The organism is Rhizobium sp. SU303, assembly GCF_021052345.1.
Classification (GTDB): Bacteria; Pseudomonadota; Alphaproteobacteria; order Rhizobiales; family Rhizobiaceae; genus Rhizobium; species Rhizobium laguerreae.
This window is the reverse complement of the sequence record NZ_CP088095.1, coordinates 657,638-681,151: the sequence shown is the minus strand read 5'-3', so window position 1 is coordinate 681,151 and position 23,514 is coordinate 657,638. Positions and strand designations below refer to the sequence as shown.

The window sequence follows — 23,514 nt, the reverse complement described above, 5'->3', positions numbered from 1 at the left end:
TCATTTCGGCAAGCATGGACAAAAGCCCATGCCGACCAAGGAGACATCACATAATGGGTAGCACCAGCGACAAAATTTCCGGTAAGGCAAACGAAATTGCCGGCAAGACCAAGCAGGCCGTCGGCAAAGCGACGGACGATCGCGAAATGCAGGCCAAGGGCGCCGTCCAGGAAGCCAAGGGCAAGGGACAGGTCGCAACCGGCAAGGTCAAGGACAAGCTCAAGGGCGCCGTCGACCGGCTCTGAGCGACAGCGTCTCTTCACACACGCAAAGACGCTGTGATTCCGATTTAAGGAATGCGCAGTAGACGCTCATCCTTTATCACCATGCCTGCTGCGCCCCTCGTGCGGCAGGCATTTTTCAATCCCCCCACCCTCATGCTTTGCAGAGATAGACACGATGAAGCTTTTTGCCTGCGACAATTGCGATCAGGTCGTCCACTTCGACAATCGTCGATGCGTGCGTTGCAACCATCGCCTCGGCTTCCTGCCCGGCGATCTCGCCATGCATGCGCTGGAACCGCGCGACGAGACGCTCTGGCAGCTCGTTTCCAATCCCGATCGCGACGTCCGCTTCTGCGCCAATGCCAGCCTCGACATCTGCAACTGGCTGGTGGACGATGATGGCGAGAGTGAATTCTGCGTTGCCTGCCGCCATAACCGGCTGGTTCCGAACACCGATACCCAGGACGGCATCGATCGCTGGCGGCGCATCAGCCAGGCGCAGCGTCATCTGTTTTATTCGCTGCTGCGCTGGAAGCTGCCGCATCCGGATCGGGCGCAAGACCCGCAAGGCGGCCTGGTCTTCGATTTCCTCGAGGATTCAATCGAGAGCAACGGCTTTATCGTGCCTGCTATGACCGGTCACGAGGAAGGCCTGATCACCATCCGCGCCGCAGAGGCCGACGATGCGACGCGCGAACAGGCGCGCAGCTCGATGAACGAACCCTACCGCACGCTGCTTGGCCATTTCCGCCACGAGGCCGGCCATTTCATCTGGAACAAACTGGTGCGCGATCGGGGCGGCCTTGCCGATTTCCGCGCCGTCTTCGGCGACGAACGGCAGGATTATATGGCAGCCCTCCAGACCCATTATGCTGGCGGCGCGCCTTTGGGATGGCAGGACAATTTCATCAGCGCCTATGCGGCGTCGCACCCCTGGGAGGATTTCGCCGAATGCTTCGCGCATTACCTCCATATCGTCGATACGCTCGAAACCGCACGCGCCTTCGGCATCGCCATCGATCCACGCGGCCATGAGGAAATCGCAGGCGAGGTGGATTTCATCCCCTACAGGGCAAGGAGCGCCGAACAGCTAGTCAGCGCCTGGGTGCCGCTCAGCATCGCGATCAATGCCATCCAGCGCAGCATGGGCCAGCCTGACTCCTATCCCTTCGTGCTGTCCTCACCTGTTGTGGCAAAACTCGAATATCTGCACCGGCTGATCCAGGGCGCGGCGACGGCGCCGCAGCAGCGGGCGGCTTGAGTTGCTGGAAGGCCGTCGCATCGCTGCCGTCAGGTAAGTGTCCGCCCGATGGAACCCCATCGGCTATCTGGTCCGCCGGCGGAGAGATTGGGCGAGAACGCCAAGCGGGCTTTTCCCTGGCGGATGCGTGAGGCTGCACACTTAAAACGAAACCGCCTTACCCTTCTTGAACGGCTCCATGCCCCGGCGGGCGAGTTCGTCGGCGCGTTCGTTTTCCGGGTGGCCGGCGTGACCCTTGACCCAGTGCAGCGTCACCTTGTGGCGATCACGGGCCGCCTCCAGCGCCTGCCAGAGCTCGGCATTCTTCACCGGCTTTTTGTCAGCGGTCTTCCAGCCGTTTTTCTTCCAGCCGAAAATCCACTTGGAGATGCCGTCCTTGACATAGGCGCTGTCGGTATAGAGATCGACCTCGCAGGGCGTTTTCAGCGCCGATAGCGCCGAGATCGCCGCCAGCAGCTCCATGCGATTGTTGGTCGTATCCGCCTCGCCGCCGCAAAGCTCCTTTTCGACATCGCCGTAGCGCAGCACCGCGCCCCATCCGCCGGGGCCGGGATTGCCGGAGCATGCGCCGTCGGTAAAAATATCGACGTGTTTCATAGGCTCAATCCATATTCGGCGGGCGATTTGATCTGGCGGTGGAACCGCAGCTTGCGGAGATATTCGAGCGGGTCCTTCTTGGTGACCATGGCGCCCTCAGGCGTCGTCAGCCAGTCATAGAGCCGGGTCAGGAAGAAGCGCAGCGCCGACCCACGCGACAGCACCGGCAGGGCTGAGATTTCGGCATCGCTCAGCGGCCGAACGCTCTGGTAGCCTTCGAGCATCGCCGTGCCCTTGGTGATGTTATAGGCGCCGTCCTTCTCGAAGCACCAGGCATTCAGGCAGATCGAGACGTCATAGGCGAGCAGGTCGTTGCAAGCGAAATAGAAATCGATCAGGCCGGAGAGCTGGTCGCCGAGGAAGAAGACGTTGTCGGGGAAGAGGTCGGCGTGGATGACGCCGGCCGGCAGGCCACTCGGCCAGGCGGCGGAGAGGAAGTCGAGTTCGCTGCGGATCTCGGTCTGCAGGCCGGGCTCGACCTCGCCGGCGCGCGCTTCGGATTTCTCCCAGAGCCCCCGCCAGCCGTCGATCGACAGCGCATTCGCCCGCTTCAACTCGAAACCATCGCCGGCCACATGCATCTCGGCCAACGCCCTGCCGACCTCGCGGCAGTGCTTGGCCTCCGGCTTTCTCAGCCACATGCCTTCGAGGAAGGAGATCAGAGCCGCCGGACGGCCGGAGAGCGAGCCGAGCAGCGCGCCGTCCCGACGGGGCAGCGGCAGCGGGCAGGACAGGCCGCGGGCGGCAAGATGCTGCATCAGGCCGAGGAAGAACGGCAGATCGCTCTTTTCCACGCGCTTCTCATAGAGCGTCAGGATCAGCGGGTCCTTGGAGGTGTGAAGCAGGAAGTTGGAGTTCTCGACGCCTTCGGCAATGCCCTTGTAGGAGAGCAGCGTGCCCGCGTCATATTCCGTCAGGAACCATTTCAGATCGTCTTCGGCGATATCGGTATAGACTGCCAAGTGAGGTCTCGTCTCTGCATTATGGATGAAGGATTGCCCAGGCCGCAATGACGACCTAGCCGTTGACGAAGGCCATGTCGGCGGCCGTCAGCTCGATATTGCGCAGTTCGCGGTTGACGAGGAAGTTTTCGGTTTCCTGTACCGTTTCGGCCAATTCGACGCGGGCGTCGAAGCGGGCGCGGAAAGCCTCGATGATCTCGTTGACGATGACTTCGGGGGCCGAGGCGCCGGCGGAGAGGCCGAGCGTCGAAATCGCGCCGATCTCGTCCCAGTCGAGCTCGGCGGCCCGCTGCACGAGGATCGATTTCTTCGCTCCTGCCCTGAGCGCCACTTCGACGAGGCGCTTGGAATTGGACGAATTCGGCGCGCCGACAATGATGAAGAGATCGCAGCCGGGCGCTGCCTGCTTCACCACTTCCTGGCGGTTGGTCGTCGCATAACAGATCGAATCCGCTGCCGGCGCCGTCAGGTTCGGGAAGCGCTCATGCAGGCGGGTGATGACGCCGGCCGTATCGTCGACCGACAGCGTCGTCTGGGTGACATAGCCGAGATTGTCGGGATCAACAGGGACGTAGGCGTCGGCATCCTCGATCGTCTCGATCAGCGAGACCGACCCCTCCGGCAACTGACCCATCGTGCCGATCACCTCGGGATGGCCGGCATGGCCGATGAGGACGACATGGCGGCCGAGGCGATTGTGGCGCATTGCCTGCTTGTGGACCTTGGAGACCAGCGGGCAGGTGGCGTCGAGATAGAAGAGGTTGCGGCTTGCCGCATCCTCCGGCACGGATTTCGGCACGCCGTGGGCGGAGAAGACCACCGGCTGGGCGCGATGTTCGGCCGGGATCTCGTCCAGCTCCTCGACGAAGACGGCGCCCTTGGCTTCCAGCCCTTCGACGACATAGCGATTGTGGACGATCTCGTGGCGCACATAAACCGGCGCGCCATAGGATTTCAGCGCCAGCACGACGATCTGGATGGCACGGTCGACGCCGGCGCAGAAGCCGCGCGGACCGCAGAGCCTGATCGTCAAAGGAGGTTTCGCCGCAATATTCATGTCTGTTCCGGGTTTAGAGATTTAGGGACCTCTAGCCCAATATGGTCGAGAATTGAAGTGATACTATTGCTGAGGTGCGTTGCCCCCTTTGCGGAACCAGGAGATCGCCACCACGACGACAAGCACGGCGGCCAGCCCGTACCAGGTGAAAGCATATTGCAGATGGTCGTTGGGCAGATCCACCTGGGTGACGCCGCCGATCGGCAGGCCGGCCGGATTGGGGGTGGAATCGGCATCGACGAAAAAGGGAATGACGCTCGCTTTTTCCAGCCCGACGCTCTCGGCCATGACGTCGAGATCCTTCCAGTAGAAGATGTTCTTGGCGACGTCGTTGTCGGGCACCACCCAGGAAGGCTTGCGGGCGAGCTTTTCGCGGGCTAGGCCGGTGACGGTCTGCTCTCCCGTCAGCTGGCCCTGCATGCGCATTTCCGGCTCCTTATTGTCATAGGGAACGAAGCCGCGATTGACGAAGAGAATGTGACCGCCGGCAACCTCCAGCGGGGTATAGACGTAAAAGCCGGTCTGGCCGCGCCATGTGGCGAAGAAGTGTCGCTCCTTGTTGTTGATATAGCGGCCGGTGGCGGTCACCTTGCGGTATTCAATATCGCCGCCTGCAGCCGCCATCGCCTCGATGTCGGGAAGCGGCACGGGGCTTGCTGCCTGCCGCGCGGCAATATCGGCGATCAGGCCTTCCTTCCAGTGCAGGCGCTCCACCTGCCAGGTGCCGAGCGAAATCAGGATGGCAAGGGCAATCAGCACCAGGATGCCGGTGAAAATCGGCAGCCGGCGGCGCGGCGCGGCATGGTCGATATCAGTCACTCAGGCGTCCTTCGCGGGCATTATGGCGGTATTGCATGGCGATCAGGATGCCCTTGAACCAGCGCAGCGTCAGCAGCGACAGGATAATCGTCAACGGAGCGAAGAGCAGGATATGCACCCAGATCGGCGGCCCGTAATTCACCTGCAGCCACAGCACCATGCCGATGACGATGAAGCCGACGATGAGGATGACGAATACGGCCGGGCCGTCACCGGAATCGGCAAAAGAATAATCGAGGCCACAGGCGGCGCAGCGCGGCTTCACGCCGAGCAGACCATCGAAGAGTTTGCCCTGGCCGCAGCGCGGGCAGCAGCCCTTGATGCCGGTCTTCACCGGATCGACGGGCGGAAAATGGGCGCTGTCCTCGTTCATTCCATTCCTTCTGGCAGCCTTGGCGGCGCGGCTTTTTCGATGCTGCCTTAACTCTCCCATAAATTATTCGCAGGACGAAGGGAAATGCCTGCGTGATTTCGTCCCGCTGATAGTTCCTCACATCGGAATCTATGTGAGGAACTATCAGCAATTCAAAATGTTACAGCGTCTTGGCCGCGTCTGAAAAGTCGCGCGGCGCTGCAATGATTCGCGCCAAACAGAAGAAGAAGACTGATGACCAATGATAGCCCTTCCGTGCAGATCATTATCCTGAACGGCGCGCCGCGGAGCGGCAAATCGAGCATTGCGCGCGCTATCCAGGAGGAGTTCGAAGGCCCGTGGATCAACCTCGGCGTCGACAGCTACAACGCCATGACACCGAAACGCTACCTTCCGGGCATCGGACTGCGGCCGGGCGGTGAACGACCGGACCTGGAGGAACTGGTGCCGTTCTTTTATGCGGCGCTCTACGAATCGATCGCCATCCATGCCAGCCTGGGGCTTAATGTCATCGCCGATCTCGGCCACCACGACAGCTATTCGCAGCCACTGGGCATCCTCGGCGATTGCGCCCGGCGACTGGAAGACTTTCCCGTGCTGTTCGTCGGCGTGCGCTGTCCGATCGAGACGATCATGCAGCGGCGCGACATTGCCCAGGAAGGGCGCGAGACGCTTTATCTCAGCGCCACCGAAGACGTACCAGTCCCGGAACCGGTGCAGCGCTGGCAGGATGAGGTTCATCGTCCCGGCATCTACGACATGGAGATCGATACGTCGGTGCTGACACCGCTCGAATGCGCCGAAGCGATCCGCCACCAGTTGGATCTCGGTATTCCCGAGCCTTCGGCCTTCGAACGGATCGCCGGGGTACGCTGAGGCGATAAAAGCGGGAGCCCTTACCTCGGCCGAAGAGATTGCCGCACCTGCCCCTCATCCGGCTGCCGCCACCTTCTCCCCGTAAACGGGGCGAAGGGGACATGCCGCAACCTCTCGATTCCCTCTTCTCCCCAGCGGGGAGAAGGCGCCCGTAGGGCGGATGAGGGGGCCGGCGAAGCCGGTCTTTAAAACAACATTCATGCGGGATTCAACCGCACTCGCGTCGGCACGGCGGGATAGTTAAGATGAGAGGGCGTGCCGTGTGGCCCCCTCATCCGACCCTTCGGGCCACCTTCTCCCCGCTGGGGAGAAGAGGACACATGCCGCAACCTCTCCGTCCCTCGCCCGCTCTCGCATGGCACGTCCCTCGTCTCCGGAGAGGTGCGGGCTGTCGTGGATCCCACCAATAAAAAAGGCGGGCACGAGGCCCGCCTTTTCTCAAGTTTCGTTCCGGTCAGCCGGCTGCGACGGGTGCGCCCCAGCCGCCCCAGACGTAGATGCAGAAGAACAGGAACAGCCAGACGACGTCGACGAAGTGCCAGTACCAGGCGGCCGCCTCGAAGCCGAAATGCTGTTTCGGGGTGAAGTCACCGCGCAGCGCGCGGATCAGGCAGACAGCCAGGAAGATCGTGCCGACGAGGACGTGGAAACCGTGGAAACCGGTCGCCATGAAGAAGGTCGCGCCGTAGATCGAACTCTTGAAGGCGAACGGGGCGTGAGCATATTCGTAGGCCTGAACGGCAGAGAAGAACATGCCGAGCAGCACGGTCAGCGTCAGGCCCTGGATCAGGCCCTTGCGGTCGTTGTGCAGCAGCGCATGGTGCGCCCAGGTGACCGTGGTGCCCGACAAAAGCAGGATGACGGTGTTGTAGATCGGCAGGTGCCAGGGGTCGAGAACCTCGATACCCTTCGGCGGCCAGGTGCCGCCGGTATAGAGCAGGCGCGAGGCCTGGATCGCTTCGTTCGGATAGAGGCTGGCGTCGAAATAGGCCCAGAACCAGGCGACGAAGAACATCACTTCCGAAGCGATGAACATGATCATGCCGTAGCGCAGGTGCAGCGAGACGACACGGGTATGGGCGCCCTCATGGGCTTCCTTCACCGTATCGGCCCACCAGCCATACATGACGTAGAGCACCAGCGCGAAGCCGATATAGAAAACCCAGGGATTGGCAAGCTCGAAGCCGGCGACCTTGAAGGAGCCGCCATTGAGATAACGCATGTAGGAGACGCCGCCGAGCGCCATGATGAAGGCGCCGAGCGAGGCGAGAATCGGCCACGGGCTCGGATCGATGATGTGATAGTCGTGATTCTTCTGGTGAGCATCGGCCATGTCGTTATCCCCGGATGTCTTCCTTCACTCCGCTCCCGGCATAGCCGGAAACGAGCCTTGATCAAAGTTTCTTTTCAATCTTCTCCGCTCCACCCTCATTCGAAGCCACCGGCTTCGGACCCTCTTTCGGGTAGAACGTGTATGACAGCGTGATCGTATGGATATTCTTCGATTCCACCGCCTTGACGATTTCAGGATCGATGTAGAACACGACGGGCATGTCGAGCTTCTCGCCCGGCTTCAGGTCCGTTTCCGTAAAGCAGAAACATTGCACCTTGTTGAAATAGACGCCGGCTTCGCCCGGCGTGACGTTGAAAACCGCCTGGCCGCGCTGGGTCTCGTTCGAACGATTCTCGGCGGTGAAATTGACCTGGATGGTCTCGCCGATCTTCGGATTGACCTCGCGCTCGACCGGCTTGAAGTCCCATTGCAGGCCGGGGGCGACATTGGCGTCGAAGGTGACGCGCATCGTGCGGTCGAGCACGACGCTCGACACCTGGTCGACGCGCTGCGTCGTGCCGTTATAGCCGGTCACCTGGCAGAAGATGCGGTAGAGCGGCACGGCGGCATAGCTCATCGCGCCCATGCCGAAGACGAAGCTCAGGCACATCATGACGACGGCGCCGTTGTTGCGGCCGGGCTTTTTCGGTGCGGCGGGGTTATCGCTCATCCGGCCGTTCCCCCGCCGATCTTCACGATTGCCATCACGTAGAAGAGAACGACGAGGCCGGCAAGCACCAGCCCCAGCGCGATGTTGCGGTTGCGGCGCGACTTGAGCTGCTTTTCCGTGAGCTTGACCAATTCCATCAGAACCAACCTCCCGCATGCGAGACCAGCACCGACGTCAGCCGGTCGATCATCAAGGCGGAGAACACGGCGAAGAGATAAAAGATCGAGAAACCGAAGAGCTTCTTCGCCGGGATCATCTTCAGATCGCCGTCGGGCATGCGCCAGACGGCGATGGAACAGTATATGAAGATCGCGCCGAGGACGGCGGCGACGAGGCCATAGCCGAGGCTTGCGAAACCGAGGAAGGATGGCAATACCGCGCAGACGGCGGTCAGCACCGCATAGGCGACGATCTGATGCTTGGTCACCCGTTCGCCGGCAACGTTCGGCAGCATCGGCACCCCGACGGCCTCGTAGTCGCGCATCTTGAAGAGGGCAAGCGCCCAGAAATGCGCCGGCGTCCACAGGAAGATGATGAGGAAGAGAACAGTGCTCTCGATCGTCACGCTGTTGGTGACGCAGGCCCAGCCGATCATCGGCGGGAAGGCGCCGGCAGCACCGCCGATGACGATGTTCTGCGGCGTCGAGCGCTTCAGCCACATGGTGTAGACGACGGCATAGAAGAAGATAGTGAAGGCGAGGATGCCGGCCGAAAGCCAGTTGACGGCCAGGCCGAGGATCACCACCGAAAAGCCCGACAGTACCAGGCCGAAGGCGAGTGCCTCGGAGGGTGCAATGCGGCCGGCCGGGATCGGACGGTTGGCCGTGCGGCTCATGATGGCGTCGATATCGGCGTCATACCACATGTTCAGCGCGCCGGAGGCGCCAGCGCCGACGGCGATGCAGAGGATGGCGATCATGCCGAGGACGGGATGAATGTGGCCCGGCGCAAGCACGAGACCGGCAAAGGCAGTGAAGACCACGAGCGACATGACCCGTGGCTTCAGCAACTCGAAATAATCGCGCGCACTCGCTTCCGACAATTCGCCGTCCTTTGCAAGCACCTCGTGATTGTCGATAACAGTCATCATTCCGTCCTGAATGTCTTACGATCAGGACGCCGTATCGAACGCGGCGTCCTGATATCAGCGCAATTACTTGATGCGCGGAAGCTGTTCCCACTGGTGATAGGGCGGCGGCGAAGGCAGCTGCCATTCGAGCGTCGTTGCGCCCTCACCCCACGGATTGTCGCCGGCGACGCGCTTCCTGGCGAAGGCTTCGAAGACACCGTAGAGGAAGATCAGCACACCGAAGGCCGAGATGTAGGAGCCGATGGAAGAAACATAGTTCCAGCCGGCAAAGGCATCCGGATAATCGATATAGCGGCGCGGCATGCCGGCGAGGCCGAGGAAGTGCTGCGGGAAGAACACCAGGTTGACGCCGATGAACATGATCCAGAAATGCAGCTTGCCGACCAGCTCGTTGTACATGTAGCCGGTCATCTTCGGGAACCAGTAGTACCAGCCGGCGAAGATCGCGAATACGGCGCCGAGCGATAGAACGTAGTGGAAGTGGGCCACGACGTAATAGGTGTCGTGCAGCGAGCGGTCGAGACCGGCATTGGCGAGCTGGACGCCGGTCACGCCGCCGACCGTGAACAGGAAGATGAAGCCGATCGCCCAGAGCATCGGCGTGTTGAACGAGATCGAGCCGCCCCACATCGTCGCGATCCAGGAGAAGATCTTCACACCCGTCGGAACGGCGATGACCATCGTCGCGAAGACGAAGTAGCGCTGCGCGTCGAGCGACAGGCCGACCGTGTACATGTGGTGAGCCCAGACGACGAAGCCGACGGCGCCGATCGCGACCATGGCGTAGGCCATGCCGAGATAGCCGAAGATCGGCTTCTTCGAGAAGGTCGAGATGATGTGGCTGACCATGCCGAAGCCCGGCAGGATGAGAATGTAGACCTCGGGGTGACCGAAGAACCAGAACAGGTGCTGGTAGAGGATCGGGTCGCCGCCGCCTTCCGGAGAGAAGAACGCAGTGCCGAAATTGCGGTCGGTGAGCAGCATGGTGATACCGCCAGCCAGAACCGGCAGCGACAGCAGCAGCAGGAAGGCGGTGATCAGCACGGACCATGCAAACAGCGGCATCTTGTGCAGCGTCATGCCCGGAGCGCGCATGTTGAGGATCGTGGTGATGAAGTTGATCGCACCGAGGATCGACGAGGCGCCGGCGATGTGGAGCGCGAAGATCGCAAGGTCGACCGCCGGTCCCGGCGTGCCGCTTGTCGCCAGCGGCGGATACATCGTCCAGCCGCCGCCTGTGCCATAGGCGCCTGCCGGGCCTTCGACGAACATCGACAGCAGCAGGAGAATGAAGGCAGGAACGATCAACCAGAAGGAGATGTTGTTGAGGCGCGGGAAGGCCATGTCGGGCGCACCGATCATGATCGGCACCATCCAGTTGGCGAAACCGCCGATCATCGCCGGCATGACCATGAAGAAGATCATGATCAGCGCGTGCGCTGTCGTGAACATGTTGAACATCTGCTTGGCGCCGTCGATCGCGGCATCGCCCTCATAGCCGTAAACCATCGAGGCCAGGCCGTGGAAGATCTGGATGCCAGGCTCCTGCAGCTCCATCCGCATGGCAACCGACAGCGCGCCGCCGATGATGCCGGCAATGATCGCGAAGATCAGGTAGAGCGTGCCGATGTCCTTATGGTTGGTCGAGAACAGCCAGCGATTGGCAAAGCTCGGCTTGTGCCCGTGATCGTGATCGTCATGCGCGTGGTCATGATGGGCGGCGTGATCGCCATGCGTGCGATCGTGATCATGAGAATGATCGTCGTGAGCGGAAGGTCCAGCCATTGTCCCGATCCCCTTTATTACTGTGCTTCGGCGACGTTAACGGTCTTTGCGGGACCATCGGTTGCGGCCATGAGTGTCTTGTAGGCGCCGGGCAGGTCGCTGGCGGCTGCGGTCAGCCACTGCTTGTACTTGTCCTCGGAGACGACGCGGATGGCGATCGGCATGAACGCATGGTCCTTGCCGCAGAGCTCGGAACACTGGCCATAGAACAGGCCTTCGCGCTCGGCCTTGAACCAGGTCTCGTTCAGGCGACCCGGCACGGCATCGATCTTGACGCCGAAGGACGGCATGGCGAAGGCGTGGATGACGTCGGTCGGTGATGCGGTCACGAGAACGCGGACCGTCTTGTTGACCGGCAGGACCAGCTCGTTGTCGACGGCGAGAAGTCTGGGATAGATCGACTTGTCTTCTTTGCCGGCGGCTGCGCGGTCCTGATCCTTCAGCAGGAAGGAATCGAAAGCCAGCGGGCTTTCGCCCGAACCTTCATATTCGTAGTTCCACTGCCACTGGGTGGCGGTCGCCTTGATCGTCACGTCGGGGTTTTCGGGCAGCGTCAGCTGCGCCGTCAGCAGGTTGAACGAGGGAATGGCGAGAAGAAGAAGCACCAGGACCGGCCCCACGGTCCAGGCAATCTCGATCAGCGTGTTGTGGCTCGTCTTCGAGGGAACCGGGTTCGCGCTGGCGCGGAACTTGAAACAGACGACGATGAGCAGGACCAGAACGAAGAGCGTGATCGGAACAATAAATATCAGCGTATATTGTTCGAACCAGTGGATTTCCCGCATGATCGGCGTTGCCGCCGGCTGCAGCGTCGCCTGCCACGGCGTCGGCTGGTCGGCATATGTGCCGGAAGCAAAAAGCAGACAGACCAGCGTGGTCAGGGCTGCATAAGCCTTCTTCATCACCTTGTAATCTCCCTCGAGCGCTTGACCTGCAAAATAGAACGCAGAATCCTTGCCATCTTCAGCGCTTCAAACCACAGTTTGGCATTCGCCGCAACAGGTCAGAGCAATTGTCTATGCGGCATTTTTGCTCAAAGCATAGGCAGGCTGGAACGGCAAAACATCCCAAATTTTTCATCAGCATATGAAAAATCGGCTTTCCGGCCAATCCGCGCGCGGCACATTATTTCGCAAAGGTCCAATTTCCGCCGCAGTCCCCCGGTTTTCACGGGGTGGGGCTTTTCATTTTTGGTGGGCAGCTTCAACAATAGCCGCAATGATTCGATATCCAGAGGTTTCCATGGGTTTCCGTTCCCTCGCGCAGTCGCTTCTCCTGACTGCCAGCATCGCGGCCGCAGCGACGACGCCCGTTTTCGCACAGCAGCAACCCGCCCCGTCACAGGCCACCCCCCCGGCTTCGGCGCCGGCCCCTGCTCCGGCGCCGCAACAGCCGAGCGCCGCCAAACCGAATGTCGAACCGGTGGCACCTGGCCAGACACAACCGCCGGCGCCGGGCACGGTGAAGTCCAATCATGGCGCATGGTCCGTCGTCTGCGACAAGCCGGCGGGTGCAGCGACCGAACAATGCGCGCTGATGCAGAATGTAATCGCCGAGGATCGGCCCGAGGTCGGGCTTTCCGTCGTCGTCCTGAAGACGGCCGACCGCAAGTCGAAGATCCTGCGCGTGCTGGCACCACTTGGCGTGCTGCTGCCGAACGGCCTCGGGCTCAATGTCGACGGCAAGGATATCGGCCGCGCCTATTTCGTCCGCTGCTTCGCCGACGGCTGCTACGCCGAGGTCGTGCTCGAGGATGAGTTGCTCAAGACCTTCCGCAGCGGTGCGCAGGCAACCTTCATCGTCTTCCAGACCCCGGAAGAAGGCATCGGCATCCCCGTCGACCTCAAGGGCTTCGCCGAAGGTTTCGACGCTCTGCCGTGAGGGCAGGCTAGTCGCGACGTCTCGATTCCCTCTTCTCCCCAGCGGGGAGAAGGTGCCCGTAGGGCGGATGAGGGGGCCGGCGAAGCCGGTCTTTTCAACAACGCCCATACGGGCTTCGACAGCGCTGGCGTCATCTCGACCATGCTCAGGGTCTTGTGGGCGCGGTGCTATCGTTAGCGAACCGGGAATAGGGTTTACGTGAAGGATGTGCCGTGTGGCCCCCTCATCCGCCTGCCGGCACCTTCTCCCCGAGGGGAGAAGAGATTGCGCCGCGCCCTCTCCGTTCCCCGCCAACTCATCACATGGTACGTTCCATCTCGCCACATCATCCTTGCCCAACAAAGAATAATTCGACGGCGGGGCTTCACTCCTTATTATGTGGAGCCCTATCTAGGGAGTAAGTGCATTCCTGAACGCATGCCTATTGGAGCCATTACCATGACCACCGATCTCCTGACGCTCTTCGATGCCGATGAAGCGACGATGCGCAAGCACGTGGCTGAGGCCCTGTCCGGCGCCGATGACGGCGAACTGTTCATCGAGCATGCGCAGGCGGAAGCGCTGACCTTCGACAATGGCCGGCTGAAGGGCGGCAGCTTCAACACCGAACAGGGTTTCGGCCTGCGCGCCGTTGCCGGCGAAGCGGTCGGCTATGCTCATGCCGGCGATCTCTCGGTGGCGGCGCTGAAGCGGGCCGCCGATGCCGTCGGCGCAGTGACGCGCGGCTATTCCGGCTCCTATGCTGCCGCACCCCAGGGCACCAACAAGAAATTCTACAGCGACGAGAACCCGATCGGCCAGCCGAGCTTCGAGGAGAAGGTCAAGGTCCTGCAGGACATCGACGCCTATCTGAGGGGCAAGGATGACAAGGTGCGCCAGGTGACGGCCTCGGTCGCCGCAAGCTGGCAGGTCGTCGATATCCTGCGCGCCGACGGACACCGCGTGCGCGACATCAGGCCGATGACGCGCATCAACATTTCGGTGATGGTCGGCGAAGGCGAGCGGCAGGAGAGCGGCTCCTATGGCAGCGGCGGGCGCATCGGCTTCGGCGACTTCATCGCCGAGGGCAGCTGGCAGTATGGCGCCGACGAGGCGCTGCGCCAGGCGCTCGTCAATCTCGAGGCGATCGATGCGCCGGCGGGCACGATGGACGTGGTGCTCGGCTCCGGCTGGCCGGGCGTGATGCTGCATGAGGCGGTCGGTCACGGGCTGGAAGGCGATTTCAACCGCAAGAAGACCTCGGCATTCGCCGGCCTTCTCGGCCAGATGGTCGCCGCTCCCGGCGTCACTGTCGTCGATGACGGCACGATCGACAATCGCCGCGGCTCGATCACCATCGATGACGAGGGCACGCCGTCCGCCTACAACGTGCTGATCGAGAACGGCAAGCTCGTCGGCTATATGCAGGATCGGCAGAATGCCCGGCTGATGGGCATGGCGCCCACCGGCAACGGCCGCCGGCAGGGCTATTCCCATGTACCGATGCCGCGCATGACCAACACCTACATGCTCGGCGGCGACAAGACGCCTGAGGAAATGATTGCCTCGGTGAAGAAGGGCATCTACGCCGTCTCCTTCGGCGGCGGCCAGGTGGACATCACCTCCGGCAAATTCGTCTTCGGCTGCACCGAGGCCTATCTAATCGAGAACGGCAAGGTCGGCGCGCCGATCAAGGGCGCGATGCTGATCGGCAACGGGCCTGATGCGATGAAGCGGGTGTCGATGATCGGCAACGACATGAAGCTCGATACCGGCATCGGCAATTGCGGCAAGGCCGGCCAATGGGTTCCCGTCGGCGTCGGCCAACCGCATCTGCGCATGGATCAGGTGACGGTCGGCGGCACGCAGACCTGAGGCGAAAGGATCCATCATGGCGGACGTCGATATCAGAACCTTCACCGCCGACGACGCCGATGACGTGCTTTCGGTGATCCTGCCGATCCAGCGCGAGGAATTCGGCATCGATATCACCGCGGATGAGCAGCCGGATCTTAGGGTCATCCCGGATTTCTACCAGTCCGGCAAGGGACAGTTCTGGGTTGCCGTCAAGGATGGTGCCATCGTCGGCACGGTCGGGCTCAAGGATATCGGCAACAACCAGGCGGCGCTGCGCAAGATGTTCGTCTCAGCTGAAGTTCGCGGCTCCGAGCATGGCGTGGCCGCACGGCTTCTCGATTACCTGTTTGCCCATGCCAGGGATGTCGGCCTCACCGATATCTTCCTCGGCACGACGGACAAGTTCGTCGCCGCGCATCGCTTCTACGAGAAGAACGGCTTTAGCGAGATCGCCAAGAGCGCCCTGCCCCGCGCCTTCCCGCTGATGGCGGTGGACAGCAAATTCTACCGCTATAAGGTCGGCTGACTTAAGCTGCGGGAGAATCCTGGTGCGGTTGACGAGGGACAGTCTCGCCTAAAGCGCGTCACATCGAAATGCCGTCGCCCCCAAACACACTGCGCATTTTCGGCGCGTTGCATCAGCTCTTCGACGTTTGCGCCGGCTGAAACAGCCACTTGCGTTCGATCGCGGCGGCAAGGTCGATATCGTTGTGTCGGGCGAAAAGCAGTAAGTGGCCGAGGACGTCGGCGGTCTCGTCGGCAAGGTCTTGCTGCATATCTTCCGGTGAACGCCCCTTCGCACGACCGCGCCCGGTCAGCCGGTTCCAGGCCTGTGTCAACTCGCCCATTTCCTCCTGGAGTTTTAGAAGGAACCAATCGGTATCACGCTCGATGCCGTGGGCCGCGACATGGGTGGAGGAAGAAATTTCGAACTGATCGGCGAGACGGCGCAGCATGAGCGTTCTCCTTTTGTTTATGGAGGAGACGCTGATTCCCAATGTTTGTCCAGCGTGGGATTGTCCCGCGTGGATTGTCCGGAGTGCTGGAGTGGCAATCAGCCGTGGTCCGGCAGCAGCATGCAGTCATAGGAGCGTTGCTTCAGCGCATCGCAGGCCGAGACGGCGGCATCCTTGCTGGCGAAGCCGACGAAGCGGGCGCGATAGATCTTGTTGACCCCCTGCCCGACCGCCTCCGTATAGGGTGAGGCGGACACGAGCGGTGCGCCGCCTTCCGACTTCGCCTGGGCGAGAAGTGCACGCGCCGCATCGGCACTCGGTGCGGCCGAGATCTGGATCTGCCAGTCGCCATTGGTCTTCTCTGCCGATGTCTTCGGCATCTTGCCGGCGTTGAGGATCTCGTCCATCGCGACGGGACGCTCCAGAGGCACGACGGCGTCGTCGGCATAGGCAAGGCTCTTTGCTGCGAGATCGTCGGCCGGGCGCGGTGCGTTGAGCGGCACCGGAACATCGGAGGCCTCGGCGGCGGACGCGACTTCGACGGGTTCCCTCGCGCCGACGCTCGCCATCAGCTTTGCGCCGCCGGAAGACGAGGCACGGCCGAGATAACGGTCGAGCAAACCAGCCATCTTGGCGTCGCGGCTGCGGGCGGTGCGGCCGCCGAGCACGACGCCGACCACGCGGCGGTTGCCGTCTCTGACGGCGCTGACGAGGTTGAAGCCGGAGGCGTTGGTATAGCCGGTCTTGATGCCGTCCATGCCCTGGTAGCGGTACATGAGATTGTTGTGGCCGCGCACCGTCCGGCCGCGGAAATTGAAACTGGCCGTCGAAAACAGCCGGTATTCGTTCGGGTAATTCTTCATCAGCGCGATGGCGAGCGTCGACATGTCACGCGCCGTCGTGACCTGGCGGCCGTCCGGCAAGCCGGATGCGTTGACGAAGACGGTGCGGCTCATGCCGAGCTGGCGGGCTTTGGCCGTCATCACCCGGGCAAAACCGCTTTCCGAGCCGGCGAGCTTTTCGCCCATGGCGGAGGCAGCATCATTGGCCGATTTGACGATCATGCCATAGACCGCCTCGCGCACGGTGATCGTGCCGCCCGCCTTGACGCCAAGCTTTGTCGGCGGGCGTGCAGCTGCGTATTTCGACATCCGGATCGGCGTGTCCCAGGTGATCTTGCCGCGCTTCAACGCCTCGAAGGTGAGATAGAGCGTCATCATCTTCGTCAGCGAGGCCGGATGGTTCAGCGTATCGGCGTTTTCGGAGGCGAGAACCTTGCCGGTCCGGGCATCGAGGATCAGCGAAGCGTTGCCGGCAAGGGCCGCAAGCGGCGCCGAAACGGCAAGCGTTACGGTCAAAACAGCCGCCAAAAGCTTTCTCATGCACTTTCCCCTCATACCCTGGCCCCTCATACGCTGGTCCCTGATGCGCAGCCCTTAATGCCGGCTCTCGGTCAGACCGGAATTGTGCCGTAATGTGACAGAAGCCGTAAGTTTGGCGCGACTTTGAGGCAACGCCTATCATTTTTCTAGTCTTTTCATCGTCTTGGTAAACAGAAAATGAAAGACCCGTGCCGGATCGGGATTCAGCAAGGCTTAAGTCGCACTTGCTAGTTTCCTGAAAAGGCAAGGGATAGGCGCCGCATGACGGGACAATTCAAGCGATTGGGCAAGCGACTGGCGATCGGCGCCGGGCTCGAGTTTTCCTGGCTGCTCGCGTCAGTCGGACTGATGCGCGAAGCGCGCGGGCGCGGCGTCGTCTTTACGCTGCATCATGTCCGCCCGCACGCGCCCCAGGCCTTCGAGCCGAATGCGCATCTCGAAATCACCCCCCGTTTTCTCGACGCGGCGCTGCGGCGGCTGCGGCGAGAGGGCTACCGCTTCGTGCCGCTTGATCAAGTGCCGGCGCTGCTGGCGGAGCCGGAAGGCGCAAAGCCCTTCGCGGCGTTCACCCTGGACGACGGATACAGCAACAATCTGGAACATGCGTTGCCGGTGTTCGAGCGGCATCAGGCGCCGTTCACGGTGTTCGTCGCCAAGGGTTTTGCCGAAGGCTCTCACAGCATCTGGTGGGAAACGCTCGCCGTCCTCCTGCGCCGGCCGAGCGAAATCTACTTCGATTTCGGCCGCGGCAGAGAGCGCCTGGCGCTGGACAACCCGCAGCAGCAATGGCATGCCTTCGACCGTTTCGCCTGGTATATCCACGGCTCCGAGGAGGCGCGCGCCATTGCCGCCATCGATCTGCTGGCGCGCGAAAACGGCATCGAGCCGACGGATATCGTCCGCGAGCTGGTGATGGGGCCAGGCGAACTGCAATGGCTGGCGGCGCATCCGCTCGCAACGCTCGGCGCCCATACGATCAGCCATCGCGCACTGGCCCGGCTGCCGGAAGCCGAAGCACGAATCGAAATGCAGGTTTCGGCGGATTACGTCGAAGCAGTGACCGGCATCCGTCCCGAGACGATCGCCTATCCCTATGGCACGCCTGATGCTGCGACCGCCCGCGAGGCGCGCATCGCCCGCAATCTCGGCTTTACGCTTGCGGTCACCACGCAGCCCGGGCTGCCGTCAGCGCAGCTGACCGGCTATCTCCCGCGCATTTCGCTCAACGGCTTCTACCAGAAGCGACGCTACGTCTCGGCGCTCGCCTCCGGCATACCGTTGAAGCTGATGGGCAGGTAAAGCCCGCTACGGATACATCCGCACCTTGTCCCATTCGCCTTCCGGTGACGGCCGGCGGAATTCGACGCGGTCGTGCAGGCGGAATTTCTGGTCCTTCCAGAATTCGATCGAGGTCGGCCGGATGCGGAAGCCCGACCAGTGGGCGGGGCGCGGAATCTCGCCGATGGCATAACGCGCGGTATATTCGGCCACGGCCTTTTCCAGCGCGAACCGGCTTTCGAGCGGGCGGGATTGTTTTGAGGCCCAGGCGCCGATGCGGCTGCCCCGCGCCCGCGTCTTGAAATAGGCGTCCGCTTCGGCGTCGGTAACGATTTCGACCGGGCCGCGCAGCCTGACCTGGCGACGCAGGCTTTTCCAGTGAAAGCACATGGCCGCCTTTTTCTGGCCGAGAATTTCGCGGCCTTTCTGGCTCTCGAAATTGGTGTAAAAGACGAAACCGTCGTCGTCGAATCCCTTCAGGAGAACCATGCGGACATTGGGAAGACCATCCTCATCGACCGTTGCCAGCGCCACCGCATTGGGGTCATTGGGCTCGGAAGCCTCGGCTTCTTTCAGCCATTCGGCAAAGAGCTTGAAGGGCTCGCCACTTTCGGTAAAGTCACCGCTTGTTAACTCGTTTGCCGACATATTGGTTCAAATGCCCCGGATTATTCAAAACTCGCCCAGCTTTTGATAACTGGACAGGATGCAGGGTGGAAGTCATAGCAAAGTCATCTCGCCATACAAAGGGCCTGCGGCGACGCAGCAGTGTGTTCTTCGTCACCGGCGTCGCGATGTTGTCGCTGTCCGGCTGCGTCGGCGGCGGCATGGATTTCCTGAGTGAAGCCAAGGTCGACCGGTCGGTGGCAACCGGGACCGTGCCGCAGACGCCGCCGAGCACCGACACGCTTTCCGACGAAATGACCGTGCGCAATGCCGTGACCTCAGCCGACGTGCAAAGGCTCGAGGGCCAGCCGCTTCCCTGGGCGAACGCATCGACCGGCAGTGCCGGCGTCATCGATACGATCGTCGAGAATAACGAGTCCGGCCAGGTCTGCCGCCAGTTCCGCACGACCCGGCATTCCTATGTCGGCATCGCCAAATTCTACGGCAAGACCTGCCTCGTCGGCGGCGGCAACTGGCAGCTTCTGAGCTTCCAGCCGGAAAGCTGATCTTCCCCAAGGTCACTCAAATATTACAGCGTCCTTTGGGCGTTCGAAAAGACGCGGCGCGCGCCCTCCCCAACAGGTTAACGCGTGACCGCTTTCTGCCGAATGCTTAGCAAAGAGCTAACCATTTACCGCGAAACACCCCACATCTCTTCGCAGAATAACAAGTGATTAGCAACTCGGCCCGCAGGATCGGCGTTGAGAGTGGCTGTTCCTGCCTTTGCGGCGGGTGACGCCACACACGCTTTATTGGACGGGGATGCCGGGCAAGGACGAGGCTTGCCGCATCGCAACACCGGCGGTTTTGATATGCGCGATCCTTACAAAATTCTGGGCGTCAAGCGCGACGCGGCAGCAGACGAGATCAAGGCGGCCTGGCGCAACATGGCCAAATCAGCCCATCCCGACCATAATCAGGACGACCCGACGGCGACGGCCCGGTTCGCCGAGATCGGCCGCGCCTATGAAACCCTGAAGGACCCGCGCAAACGCAGCCTGTTCGACAATGCCGTGCGGATGGCTGAAGCCAAGAAGCACGAACAGACGATCATGCAGCAGCGCCAGGCTGCCCGCGAGGCGGCCGTGCGCGCCAAGGCGGCGCAGGCCAATGCCGAGCGCGTGATGGAGGAGCTGGCGCGCGCCGCACAGAAGGCCGCCGCCGACGGCTCCAGGCAACAGGCAGGCGCTACCGAGCCCGCCGACGAGATGGTGGATCGCATTTTTGGCGCCCAGGCGCGTGCGGCCGGCGGCGGCCAGGCGCAGGGTCGCGCCCAGCAGACACAATATCAGCAGGCCCAAAGTCAGCAGACACAAAACGCCCAGGGCGAGACCGGCAGGCGCATCGATGGCGATGCCGCCGAGGCTGACACCAAGGGCGACGAGGAAGCGGGCGAAGCCGGGCAAAATGCCGCCGCCAACCTGTCGCTGCCGCTCAGCATCCTGACAAACCTGGTGCGCCGTTTCACCGGCGCCAAGGATACCGGGCTCGATAAAGCACCGGATGAGGTGACGACGGCGACGGTGACGATCGACGACGTGTTGAAGAGCGGCTGGATCACCGCGTCGCTGCCTGAGGGCCGGGAAATCGGCTTCGCATTGCCCGCAGGCACGACCGACGGTCACGAGATCAGGCTCAAGGGACAGGGCTTCAAGCTGCCTGGCATGCAGCGCGGCGACGCCGTCATCAACATTCGCATCGCAGCCGATCCGCGCTTCACCGTCGACGGTTTCGATCTGCACGCCGTGCTGCCGCTCAGCATCGAAAATGCCGTGCTCGGCACCGAGGCGCGTATCGAAGGACCGAGCGGGCCGCTGAACGTGACGATCCCCGCATGGTCCGGCTCGGACAAGACGATTAGAATTCCCGGCCAGGGATTGCCCCGCGAAGAGAGCGGCAGAGGCGATCTGGTCGTCGAATTGCGCATTATCTTGTGGGAAAAACCCGACGACAAAATCACCGATCTGATGCGGAGCATGCGCGAAGGCCTGTTCCTATGAAATTTTTATGACATTCGCACCCTTTATTACGATCCCTAACAGTTGATGATCCCGGCCAAGCTTGAACCGATTAACGGCCTATGCCATAGGCAGGATCGATCAGAATCCTAGGGAGCGAAATATGGCTCAAGCATCCGGCCTCATGGCAGGCAAACGCGGCGTCATCATGGGTGTCGCCAACAATCGTTCGATTGCGTGGGGTATTGCCAAGGCCATTCATGCGCATGGCGGAGAAGTCGCGCTCACCTATCAGGGCGACGCGCTGAAGAAGCGCGTCGAGCCGCTCGCCGCCGAGATCGACGCGACGCTGGTCGGCCATTGTGACGTCGCCGACGAAGCCACCATCGACGCCGTTTTCGAAAACGTTGAAAAGCTTTGGGGCAAGATCGATTTCCTCGTGCATGCGATCGGCTTCTCCGACAAGGACGAGCTGACCGGCCGCTACGTCGACACTTCGCCTGACAATTTCAACAAGACGATGCAGATCTCCGTCTATTCCTTCACCTCGGTCGCACGCCGCGCCGAGAAGCTGATGACGGAAGGCGGCGCGATGCTGACGCTGACCTATTACGGCGCCGAAAAGGTGATGCCGAACTATAACGTCATGGGTGTCGCCAAGGCGGCGCTCGAAGCGAGCGTCAAATATCTCGCCGTCGACCTCGGACCGCAGAACATCCGTGTCAATGCCATCTCGGCCGGGCCGATCAAGACGCTTGCCGCCTCCGGCATCGGCGATTTCCGCTACATCCTGAAGTGGAACGAATATAACGCGCCGCTGCGCCGCACCGTCACCATCGAGGAAGTCGGCGATGTCGGCCTCTATCTCCTGTCGGATCTGTCGCGCTCTGTCACCGGCGAAGTGCACCATGCCGACAGCGGCTATCATGTCATCGGCATGAAGGCGGTCGACGCGCCCGACATTTCCGTCGTCAAGGACTGATTTTTCCATATGGATGCGAGACCGTGCTTATCTATGTGATCAGACACGGCCAGACCGCCTGGAATGCAGAGCGGCGCCTGCAGGGGCAGAAGGACATCCCGATGAATGCCACGGGCCTGGAGCAGGCCCGGCAGAACGGCATCGCGCTTGCGGAGATTCTCGGCGACACGGTCGACGAATTCGATTTCGTCGCAAGCCCGCTCCAGCGCACACGCGCGACGATGGAAATCATGCGCACCGCCATGGGCCTGCCACCGCTTGCCTATCGCACCGATCCGAGGCTGGTGGAAATTTCCTTCGGCGACTGGGAGGGCTCGACCATCAAGGAGCTGAAGGCGACGCAGCGCGAGCGGGTGGCGGAACGCAACGCCTCGAAATGGGATTTCATCCCGCCCGGCGATGACGCGGAAAGCTATGAAATCCTCTCCTGGCGCACCGGCTCATGGCTGAACTCCGTCGATCGTCCGACGGTTTGCGTCACCCATGGCGGCGTCATCCGCACGCTTTTCCAGACGATCGCCGACCTGCCGAAAAGCAGCGCTGCTGAAGGTGCGATCCCGCAGGACCGGATCATCCGGATCGAAACCACTGAGCGGACGATTGCCTGGCTGTAGGCATTGCCATTGCGCCTCGATCAGAAAGCCTTCGGAAGTCCGGCCTGTTTCAGCGTTTCATTGGCCGTATGGCGGGATTTTACACCATGGTCGACCGTGAAGTGGCGGTTAGAAATCGGGCTGTACCAGATTTCATGATCACCCTTTCCCGGTCGCACGTATTCGCAGCCGGCCTTCAGCAATAACTCTTTGAGTTCGCGGAGATAGCCGGCCATGTGCTCAGTAGGTCGGATTGGGGATGCGAACGAGCTGTTCGGCCATGATGTGGACGGGGATTTCCGGCAGGCTCGAGGTGAAACCGTTCAGCTCGAAAAGGTCGGTTATAGCTGCTACAACTTTAGGCTCGAGGGCTTCGAGGGTATCGGCCTCGACGGCCAGCCCTTCGATATCGTCGCTACTGGCAACCCAAACACCAGCCTCTTCATCCCAATCCGCGCGCACTATGATCGAGGCGTGCTTCATACGATCAGTCTCCATAGCGGACACGATTGTCCTACAAGGTTGCGCACCACTGTTGGTACTACGCCGACGTGGCATAGTGTACATATATAGCGGAATGGAAATTATAGCGGAATGGAAATGAATTTTATACGCTGATCTGAGTGTTTCGGCCGCTATTTAACGATGTCGAGATCGTTGATGACGCGCTTGCCGTCGACTTCGGTATAGAAGACGATCACCTTCACGCCGGCTTCGAGGCCGTCGAAATTGAATTCCTCGGGCGCCTGATAGGTTTTGCCGTCGTCGAGCGTCAGCACGAGGTTGGCCGTGTCGACCTTCTTGATCGTCGCCTCGACATCGGCGCTCTCGGCGAAACCGCTCATTGGTGACAGGAAGCTTGCTGTTGCCAAAAGCGTGGCGACGACGAAACGCATGGCGACAATCCTTTAAGACGCTGCACGAGAACACGACCG

Annotated in this window: 28 protein-coding genes; 11 read left to right on the top strand and 17 right to left on the bottom strand. The window is 61.5% G+C overall.

From position 1 onward, the window contains the following. Positions 1–53: 53 nt before the first annotated feature. Both RlegSU303_RS03260 and RlegSU303_RS03255 read left to right on the top strand, forming a co-directional pair. Entirely contained in the window at positions 54–245 is a 192-nt protein-coding gene (locus tag RlegSU303_RS03260) for a CsbD family protein (protein ID WP_003546001.1), read from the top strand. A 154-nt stretch (positions 246–399) separates the two neighbouring features. Then, the gene (locus tag RlegSU303_RS03255; protein WP_017959272.1) at positions 400–1,485 is read left to right on the top strand and encodes a zinc-binding metallopeptidase family protein; all 1,086 of its coding nucleotides are present in this window, start codon (positions 400–402) and stop codon (positions 1,483–1,485) included. Positions 1,486–1,626: 141 nt separating this feature from the next. Here the strand turns inward: RlegSU303_RS03255 and rnhA are convergent, their stop codons facing one another. The 5 genes from rnhA to RlegSU303_RS03230 form a co-directional block, all read right to left on the bottom strand. Continuing rightward, on the bottom strand, positions 1,627–2,082 hold the full coding sequence (gene rnhA, locus RlegSU303_RS03250; RefSeq protein ID WP_017959271.1) for a ribonuclease HI: 456 nt from the start codon (positions 2,080–2,082) through the stop codon (positions 1,627–1,629). After that, positions 2,079–3,044 (bottom strand): homoserine kinase, encoded by a 966-nt coding sequence (locus tag RlegSU303_RS03245; protein WP_017959270.1) that lies wholly within the window; start codon positions 3,042–3,044, stop codon positions 2,079–2,081. Before RlegSU303_RS03245 ends, rnhA begins: the two co-directional genes overlap by 4 nt. A gap of 55 nt (positions 3,045–3,099) precedes the next feature. Continuing rightward, positions 3,100–4,101 (bottom strand): 4-hydroxy-3-methylbut-2-enyl diphosphate reductase, encoded by a 1,002-nt coding sequence (gene ispH / locus RlegSU303_RS03240; RefSeq protein WP_011650764.1) that lies wholly within the window; start codon positions 4,099–4,101, stop codon positions 3,100–3,102. A gap of 63 nt (positions 4,102–4,164) precedes the next feature. Then, positions 4,165–4,920 (bottom strand): SURF1 family protein, encoded by a 756-nt coding sequence (locus tag RlegSU303_RS03235; protein WP_131720371.1) that lies wholly within the window; start codon positions 4,918–4,920, stop codon positions 4,165–4,167. Continuing rightward, a complete protein-coding gene (locus RlegSU303_RS03230) occupies positions 4,913–5,293 on the bottom strand; it encodes a DUF983 domain-containing protein (RefSeq protein ID WP_003545995.1) in 381 nt (126 codons plus the stop codon). The genes RlegSU303_RS03235 and RlegSU303_RS03230 overlap by 8 nt, the downstream gene beginning before the upstream one ends. A 234-nt stretch (positions 5,294–5,527) precedes the next feature. Between RlegSU303_RS03230 and RlegSU303_RS03225 the strand changes: the two genes are divergently transcribed. Next, the gene (locus RlegSU303_RS03225; RefSeq protein WP_131720370.1) at positions 5,528–6,169 is read left to right on the top strand and encodes a chloramphenicol phosphotransferase CPT family protein; all 642 of its coding nucleotides are present in this window, start codon (positions 5,528–5,530) and stop codon (positions 6,167–6,169) included. Between the two features lie 454 nt (positions 6,170–6,623). Here RlegSU303_RS03225 and RlegSU303_RS03220 read toward each other — a convergent pair whose 3' ends face one another. From RlegSU303_RS03220 to coxB, 6 genes are all read right to left on the bottom strand, one after another. Continuing rightward, on the bottom strand, positions 6,624–7,502 hold the full coding sequence (locus RlegSU303_RS03220) for a cytochrome c oxidase subunit 3 (protein ID WP_003545992.1): 879 nt from the start codon (positions 7,500–7,502) through the stop codon (positions 6,624–6,626). A 61-nt stretch (positions 7,503–7,563) separates the two neighbouring features. Next, positions 7,564–8,172: a cytochrome c oxidase assembly protein gene (locus RlegSU303_RS03215; protein WP_130788898.1), complete on the bottom strand. Its 609-nt coding sequence runs from the start codon at positions 8,170–8,172 to the stop codon at positions 7,564–7,566. After that, positions 8,169–8,309 carry a hypothetical protein gene (locus tag RlegSU303_RS03210; protein WP_020048779.1) on the bottom strand — a complete coding sequence of 47 codons (141 nt, stop codon included), beginning with the start codon at positions 8,307–8,309 and terminating at the stop codon, positions 8,169–8,171. Before RlegSU303_RS03210 ends, RlegSU303_RS03215 begins: the two co-directional genes overlap by 4 nt. Beyond that, the gene (locus tag RlegSU303_RS03205) at positions 8,309–9,259 is read right to left on the bottom strand and encodes a heme o synthase (protein WP_131720681.1); all 951 of its coding nucleotides are present in this window, start codon (positions 9,257–9,259) and stop codon (positions 8,309–8,311) included. The genes RlegSU303_RS03210 and RlegSU303_RS03205 overlap by 1 nt, the downstream gene beginning before the upstream one ends. Positions 9,260–9,325: 66 nt before the next feature. After that, positions 9,326–11,047: a cytochrome c oxidase subunit I gene (gene ctaD, locus RlegSU303_RS03200; protein WP_222352416.1), complete on the bottom strand. Its 1,722-nt coding sequence runs from the start codon at positions 11,045–11,047 to the stop codon at positions 9,326–9,328. Positions 11,048–11,064: 17 nt separating this feature from the next. Beyond that, positions 11,065–11,949, bottom strand: coding sequence for a cytochrome c oxidase subunit II (gene coxB / locus RlegSU303_RS03195; RefSeq protein ID WP_131720683.1), 885 nt, complete (start codon positions 11,947–11,949; stop codon positions 11,065–11,067). 316 nt (positions 11,950–12,265) lie between these two features. On the opposite strand from coxB, the gene RlegSU303_RS03190 reads away from it, so the two are divergent. The 3 genes from RlegSU303_RS03190 (at position 12,266) to RlegSU303_RS03180 (ending at position 15,290) form a co-directional block, all read left to right on the top strand. Beyond that, positions 12,266–12,928 carry an invasion associated locus B family protein gene (locus tag RlegSU303_RS03190; RefSeq protein WP_205928103.1) on the top strand — a complete coding sequence of 221 codons (663 nt, stop codon included), beginning with the start codon at positions 12,266–12,268 and terminating at the stop codon, positions 12,926–12,928. A gap of 438 nt (positions 12,929–13,366) precedes the next feature. Then, the gene (gene tldD, locus RlegSU303_RS03185) at positions 13,367–14,782 is read left to right on the top strand and encodes a metalloprotease TldD (protein WP_131720539.1); all 1,416 of its coding nucleotides are present in this window, start codon (positions 13,367–13,369) and stop codon (positions 14,780–14,782) included. Positions 14,783–14,798: 16 nt separating this feature from the next. Then, the gene (locus RlegSU303_RS03180) at positions 14,799–15,290 is read left to right on the top strand and encodes a GNAT family N-acetyltransferase (protein ID WP_131720538.1); all 492 of its coding nucleotides are present in this window, start codon (positions 14,799–14,801) and stop codon (positions 15,288–15,290) included. Positions 15,291–15,402: 112 nt separating this feature from the next. Here RlegSU303_RS03180 and RlegSU303_RS03175 read toward each other — a convergent pair whose 3' ends face one another. Continuing rightward, positions 15,403–15,720 carry a MazG nucleotide pyrophosphohydrolase domain-containing protein gene (locus RlegSU303_RS03175; RefSeq protein ID WP_131720537.1) on the bottom strand — a complete coding sequence of 106 codons (318 nt, stop codon included), beginning with the start codon at positions 15,718–15,720 and terminating at the stop codon, positions 15,403–15,405. A gap of 98 nt (positions 15,721–15,818) precedes the next feature. Next, positions 15,819–17,102: a D-alanyl-D-alanine carboxypeptidase family protein gene (locus RlegSU303_RS03170; protein ID WP_131709924.1), complete on the bottom strand. Its 1,284-nt coding sequence runs from the start codon at positions 17,100–17,102 to the stop codon at positions 15,819–15,821. A 261-nt stretch (positions 17,103–17,363) separates the two neighbouring features. On the opposite strand from RlegSU303_RS03170, the gene RlegSU303_RS03165 reads away from it, so the two are divergent. After that, positions 17,364–18,401, top strand: a complete 1,038-nt coding sequence (locus RlegSU303_RS03165) for a polysaccharide deacetylase family protein (RefSeq protein WP_131720536.1) — start codon at positions 17,364–17,366, stop codon at positions 18,399–18,401. Positions 18,402–18,407: 6 nt separating this feature from the next. Here the strand turns inward: RlegSU303_RS03165 and pdxH are convergent, their stop codons facing one another. Continuing rightward, positions 18,408–19,028 (bottom strand): pyridoxamine 5'-phosphate oxidase, encoded by a 621-nt coding sequence (gene pdxH, locus RlegSU303_RS03160; protein WP_028742776.1) that lies wholly within the window; start codon positions 19,026–19,028, stop codon positions 18,408–18,410. Between the two features lie 65 nt (positions 19,029–19,093). On the opposite strand from pdxH, the gene RlegSU303_RS03155 reads away from it, so the two are divergent. The 4 genes from RlegSU303_RS03155 (at position 19,094) to RlegSU303_RS03140 (ending at position 22,600) form a co-directional block, all read left to right on the top strand. Beyond that, positions 19,094–19,552 (top strand): RT0821/Lpp0805 family surface protein, encoded by a 459-nt coding sequence (locus RlegSU303_RS03155; RefSeq protein ID WP_017959254.1) that lies wholly within the window; start codon positions 19,094–19,096, stop codon positions 19,550–19,552. Positions 19,553–19,828: 276 nt separating this feature from the next. Further along, entirely contained in the window at positions 19,829–21,046 is a 1,218-nt protein-coding gene (locus RlegSU303_RS03150; RefSeq protein WP_231283450.1) for a J domain-containing protein, read from the top strand. 121 nt (positions 21,047–21,167) lie between these two features. Next, positions 21,168–21,986, top strand: a complete 819-nt coding sequence (fabI, locus tag RlegSU303_RS03145) for an enoyl-ACP reductase FabI (RefSeq protein WP_131720534.1) — start codon at positions 21,168–21,170, stop codon at positions 21,984–21,986. A gap of 23 nt (positions 21,987–22,009) precedes the next feature. Next, on the top strand, positions 22,010–22,600 hold the full coding sequence (locus RlegSU303_RS03140; protein WP_131720533.1) for a histidine phosphatase family protein: 591 nt from the start codon (positions 22,010–22,012) through the stop codon (positions 22,598–22,600). A 20-nt stretch (positions 22,601–22,620) separates the two neighbouring features. On the opposite strand, the gene RlegSU303_RS03135 is transcribed toward RlegSU303_RS03140, so the two are convergent. The 3 genes from RlegSU303_RS03135 to RlegSU303_RS03125 form a co-directional block, all read right to left on the bottom strand. After that, the gene (locus tag RlegSU303_RS03135; protein ID WP_003588117.1) at positions 22,621–22,815 is read right to left on the bottom strand and encodes a type II toxin-antitoxin system HicA family toxin; all 195 of its coding nucleotides are present in this window, start codon (positions 22,813–22,815) and stop codon (positions 22,621–22,623) included. A gap of 4 nt (positions 22,816–22,819) precedes the next feature. Beyond that, complete coding sequence (locus RlegSU303_RS03130; RefSeq protein ID WP_131630185.1) at positions 22,820–23,062, bottom strand: DUF1902 domain-containing protein; 243 nt, start codon at positions 23,060–23,062, stop codon at positions 22,820–22,822. A gap of 152 nt (positions 23,063–23,214) precedes the next feature. Next, positions 23,215–23,475 carry a DUF1344 domain-containing protein gene (locus RlegSU303_RS03125; RefSeq protein WP_003569889.1) on the bottom strand — a complete coding sequence of 87 codons (261 nt, stop codon included), beginning with the start codon at positions 23,473–23,475 and terminating at the stop codon, positions 23,215–23,217. Between the last annotated feature and the right edge of the window lie 39 nt (positions 23,476–23,514).